Annotated in this window: 19 protein-coding genes; 9 read left to right on the top strand and 10 right to left on the bottom strand. The window is 67.4% G+C overall.

The features are described from left to right. The first annotated feature begins 32 nt into the window (after positions 1 to 32). From H8M03_RS06955 to H8M03_RS06940, 4 genes are all read left to right on the top strand, one after another. A complete protein-coding gene (locus H8M03_RS06955) occupies positions 33 to 1,163 on the top strand; it encodes a M23 family metallopeptidase (RefSeq protein WP_187478760.1) in 1,131 nt (376 codons plus the stop codon). Positions 1,164 to 1,253: 90 nt separating this feature from the next. After that, positions 1,254 to 1,844, top strand: a complete 591-nt coding sequence (locus H8M03_RS06950) for a hypothetical protein (RefSeq protein ID WP_187478759.1) — start codon at positions 1,254 to 1,256, stop codon at positions 1,842 to 1,844. A gap of 421 nt (positions 1,845 to 2,265) precedes the next feature. Then, positions 2,266 to 2,550, top strand: coding sequence for a TFIIB-type zinc ribbon-containing protein (locus H8M03_RS06945; RefSeq protein WP_187478758.1), 285 nt, complete (start codon positions 2,266 to 2,268; stop codon positions 2,548 to 2,550). Between the two features lie 44 nt (positions 2,551 to 2,594). Continuing rightward, positions 2,595 to 3,377, top strand: a complete 783-nt coding sequence (locus H8M03_RS06940; RefSeq protein ID WP_187478757.1) for a TerC family protein — start codon at positions 2,595 to 2,597, stop codon at positions 3,375 to 3,377. Between the two features lie 18 nt (positions 3,378 to 3,395). On the opposite strand, the gene H8M03_RS06935 is transcribed toward H8M03_RS06940, so the two are convergent. The 7 genes from H8M03_RS06935 to H8M03_RS06905 all read right to left on the bottom strand — a co-directional run bounded on the left by H8M03_RS06935 (position 3,396) and on the right by H8M03_RS06905 (position 10,270). After that, positions 3,396 to 4,175: a sulfotransferase family protein gene (locus tag H8M03_RS06935; RefSeq protein ID WP_187478756.1), complete on the bottom strand. Its 780-nt coding sequence runs from the start codon at positions 4,173 to 4,175 to the stop codon at positions 3,396 to 3,398. A gap of 118 nt (positions 4,176 to 4,293) precedes the next feature. Continuing rightward, positions 4,294 to 5,979, bottom strand: coding sequence for an ATP-binding protein (locus tag H8M03_RS06930; protein ID WP_187478755.1), 1,686 nt, complete (start codon positions 5,977 to 5,979; stop codon positions 4,294 to 4,296). Positions 5,980 to 6,065: 86 nt separating this feature from the next. Then, positions 6,066 to 6,830, bottom strand: a complete 765-nt coding sequence (locus H8M03_RS06925; RefSeq protein ID WP_187478754.1) for a TIGR02186 family protein — start codon at positions 6,828 to 6,830, stop codon at positions 6,066 to 6,068. Then, complete coding sequence (locus tag H8M03_RS06920; RefSeq protein WP_187478753.1) at positions 6,827 to 7,738, bottom strand: sulfite exporter TauE/SafE family protein; 912 nt, start codon at positions 7,736 to 7,738, stop codon at positions 6,827 to 6,829. Before H8M03_RS06920 ends, H8M03_RS06925 begins: the two co-directional genes overlap by 4 nt. A 73-nt stretch (positions 7,739 to 7,811) precedes the next feature. Continuing rightward, the gene (locus H8M03_RS06915; RefSeq protein ID WP_187478752.1) at positions 7,812 to 8,456 is read right to left on the bottom strand and encodes a hypothetical protein; all 645 of its coding nucleotides are present in this window, start codon (positions 8,454 to 8,456) and stop codon (positions 7,812 to 7,814) included. A gap of 63 nt (positions 8,457 to 8,519) precedes the next feature. Beyond that, on the bottom strand, positions 8,520 to 8,888 hold the full coding sequence (locus H8M03_RS06910) for a hypothetical protein (protein ID WP_187478751.1): 369 nt from the start codon (positions 8,886 to 8,888) through the stop codon (positions 8,520 to 8,522). After that, positions 8,885 to 10,270, bottom strand: coding sequence for a glycosyl transferase family protein (locus tag H8M03_RS06905; protein ID WP_187478750.1), 1,386 nt, complete (start codon positions 10,268 to 10,270; stop codon positions 8,885 to 8,887). Before H8M03_RS06905 ends, H8M03_RS06910 begins: the two co-directional genes overlap by 4 nt. A gap of 103 nt (positions 10,271 to 10,373) precedes the next feature. On the opposite strand from H8M03_RS06905, the gene H8M03_RS06900 reads away from it, so the two are divergent. From H8M03_RS06900 to H8M03_RS06890, 3 genes are all read left to right on the top strand, one after another. Then, a complete protein-coding gene (locus tag H8M03_RS06900) occupies positions 10,374 to 10,877 on the top strand; it encodes a hypothetical protein (protein ID WP_187478749.1) in 504 nt (167 codons plus the stop codon). An 18-nt stretch (positions 10,878 to 10,895) separates the two neighbouring features. Continuing rightward, a complete protein-coding gene (gene rlmN, locus H8M03_RS06895) occupies positions 10,896 to 12,089 on the top strand; it encodes a dual-specificity RNA methyltransferase RlmN (RefSeq protein WP_246448773.1) in 1,194 nt (397 codons plus the stop codon). 72 nt (positions 12,090 to 12,161) lie between these two features. Further along, positions 12,162 to 13,448, top strand: a complete 1,287-nt coding sequence (locus H8M03_RS06890; RefSeq protein ID WP_187478748.1) for an SAM-dependent methyltransferase — start codon at positions 12,162 to 12,164, stop codon at positions 13,446 to 13,448. Here H8M03_RS06890 and H8M03_RS06885 read toward each other — a convergent pair. Next, complete coding sequence (locus tag H8M03_RS06885; protein WP_187478747.1) at positions 13,445 to 14,011, bottom strand: EF-hand domain-containing protein; 567 nt, start codon at positions 14,009 to 14,011, stop codon at positions 13,445 to 13,447. The genes H8M03_RS06890 and H8M03_RS06885 overlap by 4 nt on opposite strands. 91 nt (positions 14,012 to 14,102) lie before the next feature. Here H8M03_RS06885 and H8M03_RS06880 point away from each other — a divergent pair, with 91 nt between their 5' ends. Together H8M03_RS06880 and H8M03_RS06875 are read left to right on the top strand one after the other, a co-directional pair. Continuing rightward, positions 14,103 to 15,677, top strand: a complete 1,575-nt coding sequence (locus tag H8M03_RS06880; RefSeq protein ID WP_187478746.1) for a hypothetical protein — start codon at positions 14,103 to 14,105, stop codon at positions 15,675 to 15,677. Then, on the top strand, positions 15,674 to 16,720 hold the full coding sequence (locus tag H8M03_RS06875; protein ID WP_187478745.1) for a glycosyltransferase family 2 protein: 1,047 nt from the start codon (positions 15,674 to 15,676) through the stop codon (positions 16,718 to 16,720). The genes H8M03_RS06880 and H8M03_RS06875 overlap by 4 nt, the downstream gene beginning before the upstream one ends. Here H8M03_RS06875 and H8M03_RS06870 read toward each other — a convergent pair. Both H8M03_RS06870 and H8M03_RS06865 read right to left on the bottom strand, forming a co-directional pair. Then, positions 16,621 to 17,349, bottom strand: coding sequence for a class I SAM-dependent methyltransferase (locus H8M03_RS06870; RefSeq protein WP_187480980.1), 729 nt, complete (start codon positions 17,347 to 17,349; stop codon positions 16,621 to 16,623). The genes H8M03_RS06875 and H8M03_RS06870 overlap by 100 nt on opposite strands. Then, positions 17,349 to 17,756, bottom strand: coding sequence for a GtrA family protein (locus H8M03_RS06865; protein ID WP_187478744.1), 408 nt, complete (start codon positions 17,754 to 17,756; stop codon positions 17,349 to 17,351). The genes H8M03_RS06870 and H8M03_RS06865 overlap by 1 nt, the downstream gene beginning before the upstream one ends. Between the last annotated feature and the right edge of the window lie 39 nt (positions 17,757 to 17,795).

Genomic DNA, 17,795 nt, shown 5'->3' with positions numbered 1-17,795 from the left:
TTTAACCCTGTTTGGGCATTGGCTGGGGAACGATGCTGACTGGCACACCTGCAAGCGAGGCCGCCGCCCGTACCGCGCTCTCCCGCGCCCGGGGCAGCGCGGCCGCCGCCGACGTCGCCGCGCCGGCACCGTTCAGCCTGGTCGTCGACCTTGCCGCCGAGCCGATCGGCCCGCGCTGGCTGCGCGGAGCGGCGACGTTGACGATCCTGTGCGCGGCGGCCTTGTCCGCGATGCCGGGGATCGACCCGTTCCAGGCCGCGCTGGCCCATTCGATCGCGCCCAAGCAGCAATTCCAGATGAACGCGATGCTCAGCGGACCGCCGGCGGATGCCGAGGCCGCGCTGGCAAGCGCCCCGCCGGTCGATCCGGTCGAGGCGGCCAAGCCGGTCGTCGCCGCGACCGCGTCCGCAATTCGCGTGCAGGGCGGGGTAACCGACGGACTGTACTGGTCGCTGCGCGACGCCGGCGTGTCGCCGGACGTCGCCGCCCAATATCTCAAGGTCCTGTCGACCCGCATCGACGTCGGCGGCGACGTCGCGCCGTTCGACCGCTTCGACCTGGTCATGGCGAAGGCCGATGGCCAGCCGTTGCTGTACGCGGCGCTGCGGCGCGTGGACGCGCCGGACGTGGAGCTGCTCAAATGGACCGTCGGCGGCAAGGCGGACTGGTTCGACACCGACGCCAGCGGCGCCGAGCGCACCGACGGGCTGATGGCCCCGGTCGCGGGCCGGATCACGTCGGGTTTCGGCCGCCGCAATCACCCCATCCTGCACTTTGCGCGGATGCACGCCGGTATCGACTTCGGCGCCGCCTGGGGCAGCCCGATCGTCGCCGCGGCCGACGGGCAGGTGGTCGGCGCCGGCTGGGCCGGCGGCTATGGCCGGCAGGTCCGAGTCGCCCACGGCAGCGGCATCGTCACCAGCTATTCGCACATGAGCGGCATCGTCGCCGCGCCGGGCGAGCCGGTGCGGCAGGGCCAGGTGCTCGGCTATGTCGGGTCGAGCGGCCTGTCGACCGGCCCGCATCTGCATTTCGAAGTCCGCGTCAACGGGCAGGCGGTCGACCCGCAGTCCGTCCAGATGCAGCGCCGCCAGCAGATCAGCGGCGCCCAGCGGCAGGCGTTCAACGCGCGGCTCAAGCAGCTGAAGGCGATCGGGGCCTAGGGGGGTCGGCGTCTGCTGTGGGTGGAAGGTGGACGTTAGGATTTCCGCATTGAACGGCTACTCCCGCCGGCATGCAGGGGACGAGCAAAAATGGTCGAATGGTTCCGTAACACGAACTGGGATGATGACATCGAGATCGCCTTTGAGGCTCGGCTCGGACGAGCCCGCCAGAAGGCTGAGTACCTTAATATCCAGGCCTATACCTTGCTTGCGACGCATCCTGAGGTTGCGGCAAACCTATGCCGTCGCGTCCTTTCGCTGAACGACCCATATCAAACAGCTCGCGCCGGACTTTATCTCGGGACTGCACTTGCAGCGCAAGGTGAGTTCGACGGAGCCATAACCGCATTGGAAGGGGCGATTGAGGCCGAAAGGCGAGAACCAATGCATCGGACCGCCGCCCACCTCGACCAGGCGCTATTGGTGGCATTGACGGAACGCCACGACATGTACGACATCGTCTGGGAACGGCTGAAGTGCGAGCGAGCGCTGACCATCAGCGACCAACCGCTAACTGCCTTGATCGCCCATGCCCTAATCGGCAGCGAGCGCGGCCACGACGTAGCTGACGCCGCAGCGCTCGCCTTGGAAATCGTCGGGCAGCTGGAAGGGGACGATTGCGCTTTTCCGGCCTACCTGTCCCTGGAACACATTCGGGGCCGCCTGACTGCAATCAAGTGAATGGCAGCAATGGGTCGCTAGCGGACGGTGATGGTCATGCCGACACGCGCGTGAATCGCGTGACGTTGGCGTGTCGATCCGGCGGCTTAGGTCGCTTGGGCGGCAAGCCAGCCGCGCTTCCGCGTTTTTCCGGTACGTCGATAGGTCGTTGCGCAGCTATCGCCATGCCGTCGGCGCGTCAGCGGCCGCGCCACGCCGCGAAGCGACCGCGCGCCGCGACAAAATGGGCTGCAAGCCTTGATCATCGCGCCGGGTCGCATAGATTGGGCGTCGCGGGACCGGGCCCCTCTGACGGCAGACTTGCCGTGATGTCGGACCGCATCGAGTGCGCTCGGTGCTGGTTCGGGTATGCAAATCCCGAAATCCACGATGAAGCCGGCGCGGCGCTCGATTGGTGATCAACCAACGGAGCACGAGACCGATGACTCATTCCTATCTTTGCCCGGTCGACCAGACCCCGCTCGTCATGTCGGAGCGGCAGGGCGTCGAAATCGATTATTGCCCGTCGTGCCGCGGCGTGTGGCTGGACCGCGGCGAGCTCGACAAGATCATTGCCCGCAATGCCGAGCAGGCGCAGCCCGCGCCGCCCCCGCAGCAGCAGCAGCAGCACCATCAGCCGCCGCCGCAAGCCTATCACGGCGATTACGGCCGCGGGTACAAGCCGCACAAGCGGCGCAAGTCCTTCCTCGAAGAACTGTTCGACTAGGCGAGAACAGCCGCAGCACCGCCTGCGGCGGCGAGGAGTGACGCATGGAAAGCTTGATTACCCTGTTCTCCGAACCGGGGGTGTGGGCGGCGTTGACCGCCCTCATCGTGATGGAAGTCGTCCTTGGCATCGACAATCTGGTGTTCATTTCGATCCTGTCGAACAAGCTGCCGCCGGAACAGCGGCAGAAGGCGCGGCGGGTCGGAATCGGCCTAGCCCTGGCGATGCGGCTGGTATTGCTGTCGATGATCGCCTGGCTGGTCGGGCTGACGGCGCCGGTGTTCGACCTGGGCATCCAGGGCGCACCCGGAATGCATGGCGAACCGACGTTCGAAACCCAGTTTTCGTGGCGCGACCTGATCCTCATCGCGGGCGGCCTGTTCCTGGTGTGGAAGGCGACCAAGGAAATCCACCACAACGTCGATCCGCACCCGTCCGACGACGTGTTCGACACCGGCAAGGCGGCGCTCACCTTCGGGTCGGCGATCGTCCAGATCCTGCTGCTCGACGCGATCTTCTCGGTCGATTCGATCCTTACCGCGGTGGGCATGACGGACCATTTGCCGGTGATGGTGATCGCGGTGGTCTTCACCGTCATCGTCATGCTGGTGGCGGCCGATCCGCTGGCCGAGTTCATCGGCCGCAACCCGACCGTCGTCATGCTGGCGCTGGGCTTCCTGCTGATGATCGGCGGGGTGCTGATCGCCGACGGTTTCGGCGTGCACGTGCCCAAGGGCTATATCTACTCGGCAATGGCCTTTTCGGCCACGGTCGAGGCGCTCAACATCTGGGCGCGCAGGCGGTCTTCGGCCCGGTCCGAAAGCTGACGGGCAAGCGGCCGGCGGTCAGGCGCTTACGAGCGCCTGCCGCTGGTCGCGAGCCATGCCGAGCAGGCGTTCGTAGGCCGCGCGGTCGGCCTTTTGCGCCAGATATTCCTCCTGGCCTTCAAGCACCAACGACGGCTTTTGCGAGATGATGTCGCAATAGCGGGCGACGCGCGCTCCGTAGGTCCGGTCGAAGCGGCGCTCGTGGCGCAGGCCGAGGAAGCCGAGCAGCACGTCGACATAGCCCTCGGCGCCGGAAAAGAAGGTTTCGTAGTCGATCAGGAGCATGCGCTCCCCGAGCGTGTCGGCATAGTCCAGCGCCAGCCGGTTGGCCTCGTTCCAATGGTCGACCGCGACGCGATAGTCGTTTTCTTCCGCCCAGCTGTCGGTTTCCTTGGCGGCGCGCACGTTCCACGACGACGCCACCGGCCCGATGTCGCGCAGCATGAAGACGATGCGGGCGTCCGGGATGTCGCGCGCGACGAACGGCAGAGCGCCGGCCATTTCCTTGTCGCCGAAGATGCTGGCCGAATCCCATTTTTCTTCCAGCGGGGCGCAATTCTTGTCCCAGATGCCCGTTCCCGGCCCGAGATTGGTGTCTTCCGGCCGGAATTCGAAGAAGCGCTCCTTCTCCAGCAGCTCGGGCGGGAAGGCCTGCAGCTTGGGATACAGCCGCTTGTAGCGTTCGACCCCCATGCAGATGGCGGAATGGGTGTTGAGCAGCTGGACCATCGCGGTGGTCCCGGACCGCGCCACGCCGAGGACGAAGGCGTAGAGGGGGTGCGGCCGTGCGGTAGTCAATGCGGGTCTCCTTGCGATGGCAGGAGCCGGTTAGCGAAGGGGGCCGGCGATGCCAACCGCCGGCGCGGGCCGGCGCGGCTTGAGCCGCGGGCCAGCCCGGCCGTCGCGTCGTTCGGCGCTACCTGCCGTGCCCGCGCCAGCGCTTGATGGTCCGCTGGATAATGCCTTCCTCGCCGCCGGTTTCGCGCCACATGGCGGCGAAGCTGGGGTCGGAGGAGGCGGGACGCTTTTCGGGCTCGAGGTCGTCGAAGCGCACCCGGATCGGGATCGACACGCCTTCGCCGCAGACGATGCATTCGCGGTTGCGCAGCGCGGGGATGGCGTCGAGGAAGCCGCGCGCGCCTTCGGGCATGGCGGCGCGCACGCAGGCCTGGTCGCGGTCGTTGTTCAAACGCATCGAGATGATCGTGCCGCACTGCGACAGCACGCCTTCAGCCAAGTCGGACGGGCGCTGCGTGATCAGGCCGAGCGAGACGCCGTATTTACGGCCCTCCTTGGCGATCCGCTCGAGGATCTTGCGCACCGCCTGGCCGCCCTCGGCGGTCTCGCTCTTGGGCACGTAGCGGTGGGCTTCCTCGCAGACGAGCAGCAGCGGGCGCTGCGCCTCGGTGCGCGACCAGATGGCGTAATCGAACACCATCCGGGCGAGCACGGACACCACGACGGAGGTGATTTCGGACGGCACGCCGGACACGTCGACGATCGAGATCGGGCGGCCGTTGGCGGGCAGGCGGAACAGGCGGGAAATGAAGGTGGGCATGGAATCGCTGACCAGCATGCCGGAGAACATGAAGGTGTAGCGCGGGTCGGCCTTCAGTTCGTCGAGCTTGGTCTTCAGCCGCTGGAACGGCAGTGTGTCGCCGGCGCGGTCGAGCTTGCCCATTTCGTTGGTGATGATGCCGCTGAGGTCGGTCAGCAGGTAGGGGATCGGCGAATCCACCGTCACCTTGCCGTACTGGCTCATGTCCTTGCCCTTGATCCGGGCGGCGAGGATGCACTTGGCAAGGATGTCGGCGTCGCGCTGCCGCTCATGCCCGTGAGTCGTCAGCAGCACTTCGCAATGTTCTTCGAAGTTCATCAGCCAGTAGGGCAGCTGCAGGTTGTCGACGTTGAAGATCTCGCCGCAATTCTTGAACGCGGCGGAATATTCACCGTGCGGGTCGATCATCAGGATGTGGCCTTCCGGCGACAGCTGCGAGATGCGGTGCAGGATCAAGGCGACGGAGGTCGACTTGCCGGTACCGGTCGATCCCAGGATCGCGAAATGCTTCGACAGCATCGGGTCGACGTAAAGCGCGCCGCGGATGTCGTCGGTCGGGTAAACGGTGCCGATTTCGACATGGGCATTGTCGTCGGCCGCGAACACCGAGCGCAAGTCGTCGGTGGTGACCGGATAGACCGGCGCGCCCGGCACCGGGTAGCGGGTGACGCCGCGGCGGAAGCGGCTGACATGGCCGGCGCTGTCGCAATCGCCTTCGCCGAGGAAGTCGACCTGCGCCACTACTTCGCCGTCGCCGCAGGACGCGAGCGTGCGGACGTTGGCGATCAGCCACGCCTTGCCGACGGTCATCTTGACCTGGCTGCCGACCTGGCCGGACATCGCCACCGACGGGTCGGCGTGCGCCTGCAGGCCCATCAGCTTGGCCGCGTTCATGCGGATGCGCGAACCCGACCCGGCGATTTCGATCACCTCGCCAAGCGTTTCGAGCGCCGGGGCGACTTTTGCCGAGGGCGCCGGCTTGGCCTCCTCGTCGAAGCTGCTCACTTCATCGATGAACTGCCGAAGGTTTGGCTGGTCGTTCATGGTGCGCCGGGGCTCCTGAAATAAATTTGCGTTTCAGGAAGCCGGGTACGCAACTTCGGTTAACATTTGGCTTAGATTGCGCGCCCTTAGAAGCGACGGCGGAAGACGGCCGCGGCGCCCCAGCCCAGCCCCAGCGACAAGAGCACGGTGAACAGGCCGTAGAGGATCGAATGGCGGCGGGCGGCCAGCGCGACGAACCGTTCGAACCCGCTTTTGCCGATCTCGATGTCGCGGGTGGCCGCGGCGACCACCCGGCCGTCGTCGACCAGAAAAGTTTCGGCGGTGTAGGTGCCGACCGGCACCTGGCTGGGGATGGAGATGGCGGCGCGGTACAGCACGCCGCCGGTGATTTCGACGCCGCGCGGATTTTGCGCATAGAGCCCTTCGCGGCGGCGCAGTTCGATCAGCCCGGCTTCGAAGCGGCGGGCGTCTTCCGGCAAGGCGGCGGTGCCGGGCGACAGCTGCAGGTCCTGGATGCCCAGTTCGTAGATCGCCGCCGTGCGTTCATCGACCAGCTGCTCGATCGGCCGGGAGGAGGCGACCGCGTAAAAGGACGGGGCGGAGCGGAAGCGGTTCGATGCCGCGTTCATCCAGATGCCCGCGATGCGCTGCTTTTCGCGGATGACGATCGGTTCGGCGGGTCCTTTGAGCACGACAACGATGTCGGGCGTGACCTTGGGAATGCGGCCGCTGGGATAGACGATGGCGCCGAACAGCAGCAGTTGCGCGCCGGAAAAGCTGTACCGGATCTCGATGTTGCGGGCCGACACGTCGGGCACCAGCACCGGTTTGGACTGGGCCGACAGGGCCAGCGCCGCGAGCGCGAGCAGGGGGGCAAGCCGGCGCTTCATAAATACGCGATCGAATAGATTTCCTCAGGCTGCCAGAAGAGGCCGAGGAACATGCGCAGAGCGACGAGCAGGATCACCACCGACAGTGCGAGGCGCAGCAGGTCGGGCTTGATGCGGGTGGCGAGGACGGCGCCATATTGCGCGCCGATCACCCCGCCGAGCAGCAGCAGCGCGGCAAGTACGATGTCCACCGCATGGGTGGTGACCGAGTGGACGAAGGTCGTCCCGGCGCTGACCGCCAGCATCATCGCCAGCGAAGTGCCGATGATCACGCGGGCCGGCATGCCCAGCAAGTAGATCATCGCGGGGACAAGGATGAAGCCGCCGCCGACGCCCAGCAACATGGTCAGGATGCCCGTGCCGAAGCCCAGCGCCAGGGGAGCGAGCGGGGAGATGTAGAGGCCCGAGCCGTCGAACTTCCAGCGCATCGGCAGGGCGGCCAGCCAGCGCGTGTAATTGGCCGCGTCCGGATTGTCCGGTGGACGCGAAATGCGGCCCAATGCGACCAGCGCGTCGCGCAGCATCAGCCCGCCGATCCAGCCGAGCAGGATGACGTAGAGCAGGCCGATGACGAGGTCGATCTGGCCGCTTGCCTGGAGCATCCGGAAGATGAAGGCGCCGAACACCGAGCCGATCAGTCCACCCGCGCTCATCACCGCCGCCATCTTCAGGTCCGCGCCTCCGCGCCGGAGGTGGACCGAAACGCCGGCGACGCTGGCCCCGGTGATCTGCGTCGCCGCGGAGGCGACCGCGACCGACGGGGGGATGCCGTAGAAGATGAGCAGCGGCGTGGTGAGGAAGCCGCCGCCGACGCCGAACATGCCGGACAGGATTCCGACCAGACCGCCGAGCGCGACGATCAGCAGCGCATTGACCGACTGGCCCGCGATGGGAAGGTAGATATCCATCTGCCGCCCCGACGAGTAGCCGCAAAGCGGCCACTGTCCAACGCCGCCGGCGCCTAAAAGTCGGCGGCGAGCGTCAGGGCCGGGCCGGAGCCGGGCTGCGCGCTTCCGGCGACGCGTTGGCGCCAGTCGGCATTGGCATGGATGTTGTCGCGGATGCGGAAGGAAACGCGCGGCCCGGCGTCGACCCGGTACAGGCCGGTTTGCGCCCGCCCCATACGCCAAGGCCGGCGGACACGCGCCCGAACACCGGCCGGGTCAGGGTCAGCGCGCCGTCCGCGAAATAGTCGCGGCTGCGCAACCCGACGACCCCGGCCTGCGCGTAGAAATCCATCTGGAAGCGCCACGGCATCGGCTGCCGGTACAACCCAGCCTCCGCGAACAATGCAAAGGCCGAGCGCCCGCCGCCGTGGGGACTGATCGACTGGCGGCGCTCGGCCGTGAAGGCGATGGGGAGGGACGGGATCGGGGTGACCCGCAAGCCAGCGGCGATTTCCGCGCCGCTCGACCCGCCAAGCGGGCTGGTCGTGCGTACCGACGCGGCCAGGCGGCGGTCGAAATTATAGAGCAGGCGGGCGCCGCCCTGGCTTCCGCCCAGCGTGCCGCCGGTGGCGAGCGCGCCGGGCGACGAGGCGCCGCGCAGCACCGCCCAGCTGGACAGCTGGAGCCGGTCGAGCGGGCGGGGGCCGGCCGGCAGCGCGGCCGCCGTCGGGGCCGGCATGCTGCGGCGGGCGGGCAAGGCGGCGAGCGTGGCGACGTCCCACTGCTCGATCGGCTCGATCGGCTAGAAGAAGACCGGGTCGGCGGCGGGCGTGCCTTGCGGCGGCAGGCTCCACGGACGGCGCGGCGGGATCGGCGGGGACACAGAAGCCGCGGGATAGGCCGCGTAATGATAAGGCAGCGGGGGCGGGTAAGCGGCGCGCCATTGCGGCGGATAGGCCGGCCCATCGGCGTAAGCGGCGGAATAAGGCGCGGGGCTTTCGACTGGCGGCAGCGGCGCAAACTGGGTCGGCTCGATCGCCGCCAGCGTCGAGCGCGCCGAGGCCGGCTCGACATCGCCGGCGGTAAAGCCGGGCACGACGCCGGCGCTGACCATCCGCACCCCGGTCCATCCCGCGGCGAGCAGGAAAAGGAAGCGCAGCGGCGCGCTCATGCCGACGCTTCTCCGGGCAGGCGCGCGGGAAAGGTGTGGCGGGTCTTGTCCCAGGACGGAGCGCGGCGGGCGGAATATTGCATCAGAGCGCGGGCCGCGGCGGCGATGGCGACGAGGTTGCCGACGACCAGCCGCGGCACCGAGCGCAGGCCTTCGCGCCAGCCATAGACCGACGCGGTGAAGATCATCCGCATCGCGATGCGCCAGATCAGCAGCCACAGGTTGATCCACAGCAGGGTCGAGAGGACGGGGTCGATTTCGACATGAACGGGAGCGCCAAGCGCCTCGGCCAGCCACAGCTGGCTCCACAGGAACGCCGCCGAATAGCCGCTGAGCAGCAGCAAGGCGGCAATCGGCCCGCGCCGGTCGCGCATCCGCATCCACCGTTCGCCGATCCCGCCGCTCCAGCCCAGCCGGTCCCACCCGGCCAGCGCGATCCCGCCCAGCCAGCGCGCCTTTTGCCGCACCGCCTCGCCGAAAGTGGCGGGGAAATTGCCGCGGCTGGCGACGACGCCGCGGCTGCCGGGAACGGCGGGCATGCGCACGAAGATCGTCTTCAGCCCAAGCTCGCCAAGCCGCAGGCCCATTTCATAATCCTCGGTCAGCGTCCCGCCGCCGAACGGATGGCCGTCGTGCAGCGCGGCGAGCCGGGCCAGCGGGGTGCGGGCGATGGCGCAGCCGACCCCGGCCAGCGGCACCGACGCGCCGATCGCTTCGCGCACCACCAGTTCCTTGGCGTGTGCCTCGGCGAATTCGTCGCAATAATGGCCGGCGATCCAGCGCGATTGCGGGTCGATCAGCGGCTGCACAGGCAGCTGGATCACCGCCGCCCGGTCGATCAGCGCGTTGAACACGCCCAGTTCGAGCGGATGGACGACGTCTTCTGCATCGTGCAGCACGACCGCCGCCGCCGACAGGTTTTCGCGCAGTTCGAAGGCGATCAGCGCGTCGTACAGGTGGTTGAGGCAATCCGCCTTGGTGGTCGGGCCGTCGACTTCGACCGGCACCGGCTCGACCCGCGGGTCGGCGATGCTGGCGACGGCGGCGGCGGTCGCCGGATCGTTGCGGTACAGGCCGACGAAGATGCGGTAATTGCCATAGTCCAGCCGTTGCAGGGTGGCGCGCAGCATGGCGGCGATGACCGCCGATTCGTCCCACGCGGGCACGAAGACGGCGATGAACTGCTGCGTGTCGGCGCGGCCGACGAGGGTCTGCGCAAAGGCCTTGGGGTAACGGCGGTAGACGGTCGCCGAGCGCCACAGCCGCCGCGCGAAATACAGCAGGTCGACGGCCAGATCGTTGACCGCGAACAGCAAGAAACCGACCGCGCTGAACAGCGCCAGTTCCGCCGCGAACTGGGTCAGGATCTGGGCGAAAGTCATTCGCCAGAACCGCGCGAACCGCTATGCCGGGCAACTACTCGGGACACAGGCCTGCCTCCAGGCGAAGGTCAACCGAGCGGGCGAAGAGATGGCACAAGCGGCGATGTTGCTCAAGTTTGGATGGTTATTCATTGGTTTCGGTGCGTTTGCGCTGCTGCCCGCGGCCGCGGTCCAGGCCGCGCCGGGCCGTGTCCTATTCGCCGGCGGCAAATGGGCGGGAATCGACTTCGGCGCCCGCTGCGAAGCGCGCTCGGGAGCGCTGTGGGCGCGCACCGGCACGCGGCCGTTCGCCGGCTTCGCCTTTGGCGGCGGCGCGACGGGGCGCTTCTACGTCCATCTCGCCCGGCCGGCGCGGGCCGGCGCCAGCGTCATTGCCACCATCGAGTCGCAACCGTTCCTGCTCGCCGGGCGCGGCCAGTGGGCGTGGGGCCGCGGCGGGGACCAGCAACGCGCCCTGCTCAACGCGGTCCGTTACGGCCAGTCGATGCGGGTCGAGGCGCGCGATTCGACCGGGCGGCGGATCGTCGATCGCTACAGCCTGGCCGGCGCCGCGACCGCGATCGACGCCGCGGCGGCGGCCTGCGCTGGCAAAAGTGCGCCGCGCTAACTAGATAGGCGCCCTGCCATGAGCGCCGACACCACCTTGATGCCCATCGCGGGCGCCATCGATCCCGTGACCGTGCCGCGCGCGCCGATGCCGCGCGCCGACGGCAAGGTCGAGCTGGTCGGCCTGACCAAGGACCAGCTACGCACCGCGCTGGAGACCGCGGGGCTGGAGCCGAAGCAGGCCAAGCTGCGGTCCAAGCAGCTGTGGCACTGGATCTACAATCGCGGCGCGACCGGCTTTGCCCAGATGACCGACATCGCCAAGGCGCAGCGCCCGTGGCTGGAGAAGAAGTTCACCCTTTCCCGCCCCGAGGTGGTCGAGGCGCAGGTGTCGTCGGACGGCACCCGCAAGTGGTTGTTGCGGACCCACGACGGCAACGATTTCGAGATGGTGTTCATCCCCGACGCCGACCGCGGCACGCTGTGCGTGTCGAGCCAGGTGGGTTGCACGCTCAACTGCCGTTTCTGCCACACCGGAACGATGCGGCTGGTGCGCAACCTGGAGCCATCGGAAATCGTCGCCCAGGTCATGCTTGCCCGCGACGCGCTGGGCGAGTGGCCGAGCCAGCCCGAGGGCCGGATGCTGACCAATATCGTCATGATGGGCATGGGCGAGCCGCTGTACAATTTCGACAACGTCCGCGACGCGCTGAAGATCGTCATGGACGGCGACGGGCTCGGTCTGTCCAAACGCCGCATCACCTTGTCGACCAGCGGGGTGGTGCCGATGATGGAGCGGTGCGGCGCGGAGATCGGCGTCAACCTGGCCGTCTCGCTGCACGCGGTGACCAAGGAAGTGCGCGACGAGATCGTGCCGCTCAACCGCAAGTATGGGATCGAGCAGCTGTTGCAGGCGTGCGCCGACTATCCCGGCGCCAACAACGCGCGGCGCATCACCTTCGAATATGTGATGTTGAAGGACAAGAACGACAGCAACGCGGACGCGCGCGAGCTGGTCCGGCTGATCCGCCAGTACAAGCTTCCGGCCAAGGTCAACCTGATCCCGTTCAACCCGTGGCCCGGCGCCGAATATGAATGTTCCGAGCCGGACCGCATTCGGTCGTTCAGCAACATCGTGTTCGAAGCCGGCATTTCCGCGCCGGTGCGGACCCCGCGCGGCCGCGACATCGACGCCGCCTGCGGCCAGCTCAAGACCGCCGCGGAAAAGAAATCGCGCGCCCAGCCCGACCGGGAAGCCGGCGCCCCGGCGTAACGGCGCTGGACGCGCTCGCCGCATCGCGGTTAGTCTTCAATCCGAACCTATCACCGAACGGGGACCGCCCGAATGTCCGGAATCGGCCAAATGATCGACAAGCTGCTGACTCACGGCAGCATCACCGTCATCCAGCCCGGCAAGGCGCCGGAAACCCATGGCCCGGGCGACGGCCCGGCAGTGACCATCCGGCTGACCGACAACAAGCTGCCGCTGCAGGTGCTCAAGAACCCGCGGCTGGCGTTCGGCGAGGCCTATATGGACGGCCGGCTGGTGCTCGAGAACGGCACCATCCTGGAGCTGCTCCAGATGATCATGGGGTCCAATCCGTGGGAAGAGGGGCGGCCGGCGCGGGCGATGCTCAACCGCGGCAAGGGCCGCGCGCTGCTGCGCCTGTTCCAGCGCAACGATACCAAGACGTCGCGCAAGAACGTTGCCCATCATTATGACCTTGGCGACGACCTGTACGACCTGTTCCTGGACGCCGACCGGCAATACAGCTGTGCCTATTTCACCTCGCCCGACAAGGAGCTTGAGGACGCGCAGGCCGACAAGAAGGCGCATATCGCGTCCAAGCTGTACCTTAAGCCGGGGCTTCGCGTGCTCGACATCGGCTGCGGCTGGGGCGGGATGGCGATCTATCTCAACCAGGTCGCCGACGTCGAAGTGCTCGGCATCACCCTGTCCGAAGACCAGTTGCGGGTCGCCCGTCAGCGCGCGGCGGACGCCGGCGTCGCCGACCGGGTCAAGTTCGAACTGGTCGACTATCGCGTGCTGGAAGGCGAATTCGACCGCATCGTGTCGGTCGGCATGTTCGAACATGTCGGGCTGGAATTTTACGACGAGTTCTTCGCCTCGTGCCGCCGGCTGCTGAAGCGCGACGGGGTCATGCTGCTGCACACGATCGGCAAGTTCGGCATTTCGAAGAAGGCCGACCCGTTCACCGACAAGTGGATTTTCCCCGGCTATCACGTGCCGTCGCTGAGCCAGATGTTCACCGCCAGCGAGAAGTCGAAGATGATGGTCGCCGACCTCGAGACGCTACGCCTGCACTACGCCTACACGCTGCGCCACTGGCTCGACCGGGTGCACGAAAATCGCGCCAAGATCGTCGAGATGTACGACGAGCGCTTCTTCCGCATGTGGGAATTTTATCTCGCCGGCGGGATCGTGATGTTCGAAAGCGGCGCCGGCTGCAATTACCAGGTGCAGTTCATCCGCGACCGGCGGGCGTTGCCGATCACCCGCGATTACATGATCGAGGCGGAACAGGCGCTTCGCGCCAAGGCCGCTGCGGGCAAAGAAAAAGGCCCGGCGCGCGGGCGCCGGGCCTCTTCGTCGGTCAAGCAGCCGGCTTAGGCGCCGCGCTTGCCCATGTGCGCCTTGCGAGCGGCGCGCATTTCCTCGCGGGTCAGCGTGCCGTCGCGGTTGGCGTCGGCCTGGTCGAAATGCGTCGCCGCGGCGGCGGTCGCTTCCTGCAGGCTGACGTTGCCGTCCTTGTTGGCGTCGGCCATGCGCATGATCATCCGGCCGCCCATGCCGCCCATCCGCATGCCCTTGCCGCGATGGTCGCCCATCTTGGCGTGGGCCGCGTCGAATTCGGCCTTGCTGATCGCCTGGTCGTCATTGGCGTCGAGGCGGTCGAACCGCTTTTCGCCGCGCTGGCCCATGCGGCCCTGATGCTGGGCGCGCATGGCGTCCATTTCGGCGGCGGTGACGACGCCGTTGCGGTCGGCATCAAGCTTGGCGAAGTGCGACTGCACCTTTTCCAGCATCGCGGCGCGGGTCACCGGACCCATGCGCATGCCGTGGTGCATGTCGGATGCCTGCGGGGCGGGGGCCGGAGTCGGAGCCTGTGCGAGCACGGGAGCGAAAGCGGCGGCGCCAAGCGCCGCGGCGCCGGCCAGAAACAAAGTCTTCATCGATACTCTCCTGAACTATCCTGCCCGGGCACTAGCATCGGCTGCATGTATCCATGTTGAATGCGGCGAAGCGAACGGGCAGAGCGGCACGATGATCAAGGGGGCAATCGCCGGCCGTGTCGACGCCGGGGCCGACAGGCCGCACGGGTGGTGGGAAAGCCCCTGGCTGCTCGCCGCCGCCGTGTTCCTGTCCGCCGTCCCCTTGCTCTATCCGCCGATCCCGCCGCTGGTCGATCTGCTCGGCCACATGGGCCGTTATCGCGTTCAGCTCGACCTCGGCCAGTCCGCCTGGCTGCGGCAATATTACGACTTCCACTGGGCGCTGATCGGCAACCTTGGCGTCGACCTGCTGATCGTCCCGCTGGCGCCGCTGCTGGGCCTTGAGAACGCGGTCAAGCTGGTGGTCGTCGCGATCCCGCCGATGACCGTCGCCGGTTTCCTGTGGGTAGCGCGCGAAGTGCACGGGCGGATCCCGCCGACGGCCTATTTCGCGCTGCCTTTCGCGCTTGGCCACCCGTTCCTGTTCGGCTTCGTCAATTACGCGCTGTCGATCGCGCTCGCCTTCCTTGCGTTCGGCCTGTGGCTGCGGCTCGGGCGGCTGGGCAAGACGCGGCTGCGCTCATGGCTGTTCGTGCCCATCTCGCTGGTCGTCTTTTTCGCCCATACCTACGGCTGGGGCGTGCTTGGCCTGCTGTGCTTTTCGGCCGAGGCGGTGCGCCAGCACGATCGCGGCGTCGGCTGGGTACGCTCGGCGTGGAATGCCGCGTGGCACAGCGCCGTCATGGCCCTGCCGCTGATCATCATGCTTGCTTGGCGCAGCGAAACGCATGGCGGCGGCACCGCCGACTGGTTCAACTTCAAGGCCAAGTTCCAGTGGCTGACGATGGCCCTGCGCGACCGCTGGCAGACCTATGACACGGTATCGATGGCGGCGATCGTGCTGGTGCTGGCGGAATCGCTGCGCAACCGGCGGCTGACCTTTTCGCGCAACCTCGCCTTTTCCGGACTGGTGCTGGCGGTCGGTTTCGTCCTTTTGCCGCGGATCATCTTCGGCTCGGCCTACGCCGACATGCGGCTGGCCCCCTACATGGTCGCGGTGCTGGTACTGGCGGTGCGGTTTCGCGGAGCGATCAGCCAGCGATTGGGAACGGCGCTGGCGGTTCTGGGCATTGCCTTCCTGGTCATCCGCGTCGCTTCGACCACCGCCAGCATGGCCATCGCCAGCGACGACCAGCAGGCCAAGCTCAAGGCGCTCGACCATATCCCGATGGGCGCGCGGGTCATCAGCCAGGTCGGCATGCCGTGCACCGGGCTGTGGGACCTGCCGCGCAACAGCCACCTTGGCGCGATGGTGGTGGTCCGGCGCGACGGTTATTCCAACGACCAGTGGACGGTGGAAGGCGCGAACCTGCTCAAGCTGCAATATGAAAAGGCCGGGCGCTTTGCCGCGGACCCGTCGCAGATCGTCCGCCCCAACGCCTGCCCCGATCGGCTGCGGATGGGGATCGACCGGTCGCTGGCGACGCTGCCGCGCGAGGATTTCGACTATCTCTGGCTGATTGACGCGCCGGCGCACGACCCGAAACTGGTCGACGGACTGAAACCGGTCTGGCGCGGCAAGGGGTCGATCCTCTATCGGCTGGACGGAGGATCCGCGAACCCATGAAGCTTTCGATCGTCGTGCCCTGTTTCAACGAGGAAGACTGCCTGCCGGTCCTGCACGAGCGGTTGACGGCGGCCGCGCGCGGCGTCGCCGCGGACGATTACGAAATCGTGCTGGTCAATGACGGGTCGCGCGACAAGACCTGGCCGATCATGCGCGCGCTGGCCGACCGCGACCCGCATCTGGTCGCGGTCAACCTGTCGCGCAATCACGGGCACCAGCTGGCGCTGACCGCCGGGCTGGACCTGTGCATCGGCGACACCGTGCTGATCATCGACGCAGACCTGCAGGACCCGCCCGAATTGCTCGGCCCGATGCTGGAGGCGATGCAGCGCGAGGAGGCCGACGTGGTCTATGGCGTGCGCCAGAGCCGCAAGGGCGAGACCGCGTTCAAGCGGGCGACCGCGCACGGTTTCTACCGCTTGCTGTCGCGCGCCACCGACGTCGACATCCCGCTCGACGCCGGGGACTTCCGCCTGATGAGCCGCCGCGCGCTGGACGTGTTGCTGGCGATGCCGGAACAGGCGCGCTTCATCCGTGGGATGGTCGCATGGATCGGGTTCAGGCAGGTGCCGTTCCTCTATGACCGCGACGAGCGGCTGGCGGGGGAAACCAAATATCCGCTGAGCAAGATGCTGCGCTTCGCGCTCGACGCGCTGACCGGTTTTTCCTCCGCCCCGCTGAAGCTGGCCAGCCATGCCGGGCTGGCGCTGTCGATCGGGTCGCTGCTGATCGTCCTTTACATCCTTTATGCGTGGATCGCCGGGCACAGCATCCCGGGCTGGACGTCGCTGATGCTGGTGGTGGTCGTGCTGGGCGCGGTGCAGATGTTCGTGCTGGCGCTGATGGGCGAATATATCGGCCGGCTGTACAACGAGGCGAAGGGCCGGCCGCTATATATCGTGCAGGAAATCGCCGGGGCGGAACGCCGCTCCAGCGGGCTTGGTCAGGTCGCGGCGGCGACCGCGAACAGCGATAATCCGGGCGGCATCGGCAGCGCGCCGACCAGCCGGCGTTCGGCGGCGAAGACGCGTTCGAAGACGTAATTCACCGGCGCCGGGGGCATGGCGTCGTCCTTGCCGCCGCGACCGGTCGCCTTGGCCGCAAGCCGCGCCGCGACGGCCAGTGGGAACAGGATGCTGTTGAAATAGCCGATCGCGTCCAGCCGTAGCGGCGACGCTTCGACCAGCCGGCGCAGCGCAGCCTTCGAATAGCGCCTTTTGTGGTGGTTGAGATCGTCGTGCGCCGACCACATCCACTGGTGCGCGGGCACCGTCATCAGCAATTTTCCGCCCGGCTTCAGGCAGGCGGCAATGCCAGCCAGCGCGCCGGCGTCGTCGTCGATATGTTCGATCACGTCGAGCGCCGCGACCAGGTCGTAGTGGGCGCGGGCGATGCCGGGCAGGCCGGGCAGCGGCGCGGCACCGACCGCGCGGCCCAGCCGCCGTTCGGCATGGGCGCGGGCGACGGCGTCAATCTCGATCCCGTCGACGGTGCCGAAACGCGCCAGCATGGCAAGGTTGTGCCCGGTGCCGCAGCCGACCTCCAGGATCGCGGCATCCCGTGGCGGCCGGACCGTGCGGGCGATGAGCGCGGCCAGCACCTCGCGGCGGGCGACGTACCACCAGTGCCGCTCATCGAGTTCCGCCATGCGGTCGTAGACGACGCGTTCCATCAGCGGAAAACCCATTGGCGGTTGAGCACGAACGTGACCAGCGGCGTGACGAACAGCATCGGCACGATCGGCGCCAGGTCGCCCATCTGCAGCCGGGTGAAGAACAGCCAGACCCAAAAGGCGTTGAGCGCATAGCTGATCAGCGACACGAGCAGGAACTTGCCCTTGGTCGCGTGGGTCCGCTCGCCGCCGTGATCGCGAAAGCTCCACTTGCTGTGCATCAGATAGCCGGTGGCCATGGCGGTGACGTAAGCGAGCACGTTGCCGACCTGCGGGTGCCAGTCGAGCAGCCGGACCACGAGCACGTAGACGCCGATGCCCAGCGCGGTGACGAACGCGCCGGTCACGCCGAAGCGGACGAGCTGCGCGAGCATGGCCCGGCGGTCGGGGTGGAGCGAAGTGATCAAGGGAATTTTCCGGCGGGCGCTTGCTTGTTTTGTCTCTTC

It is taken from the genome of Sphingomonas sabuli, assembly GCF_014352855.1.
GTDB classification, from domain to species: domain Bacteria; phylum Pseudomonadota; class Alphaproteobacteria; order Sphingomonadales; family Sphingomonadaceae; genus Sphingomicrobium; species Sphingomicrobium sabuli.
The sequence above is the reverse complement of the archived record's forward strand: the minus strand, read 5'-3'. Positions and strand labels throughout refer to the sequence as shown.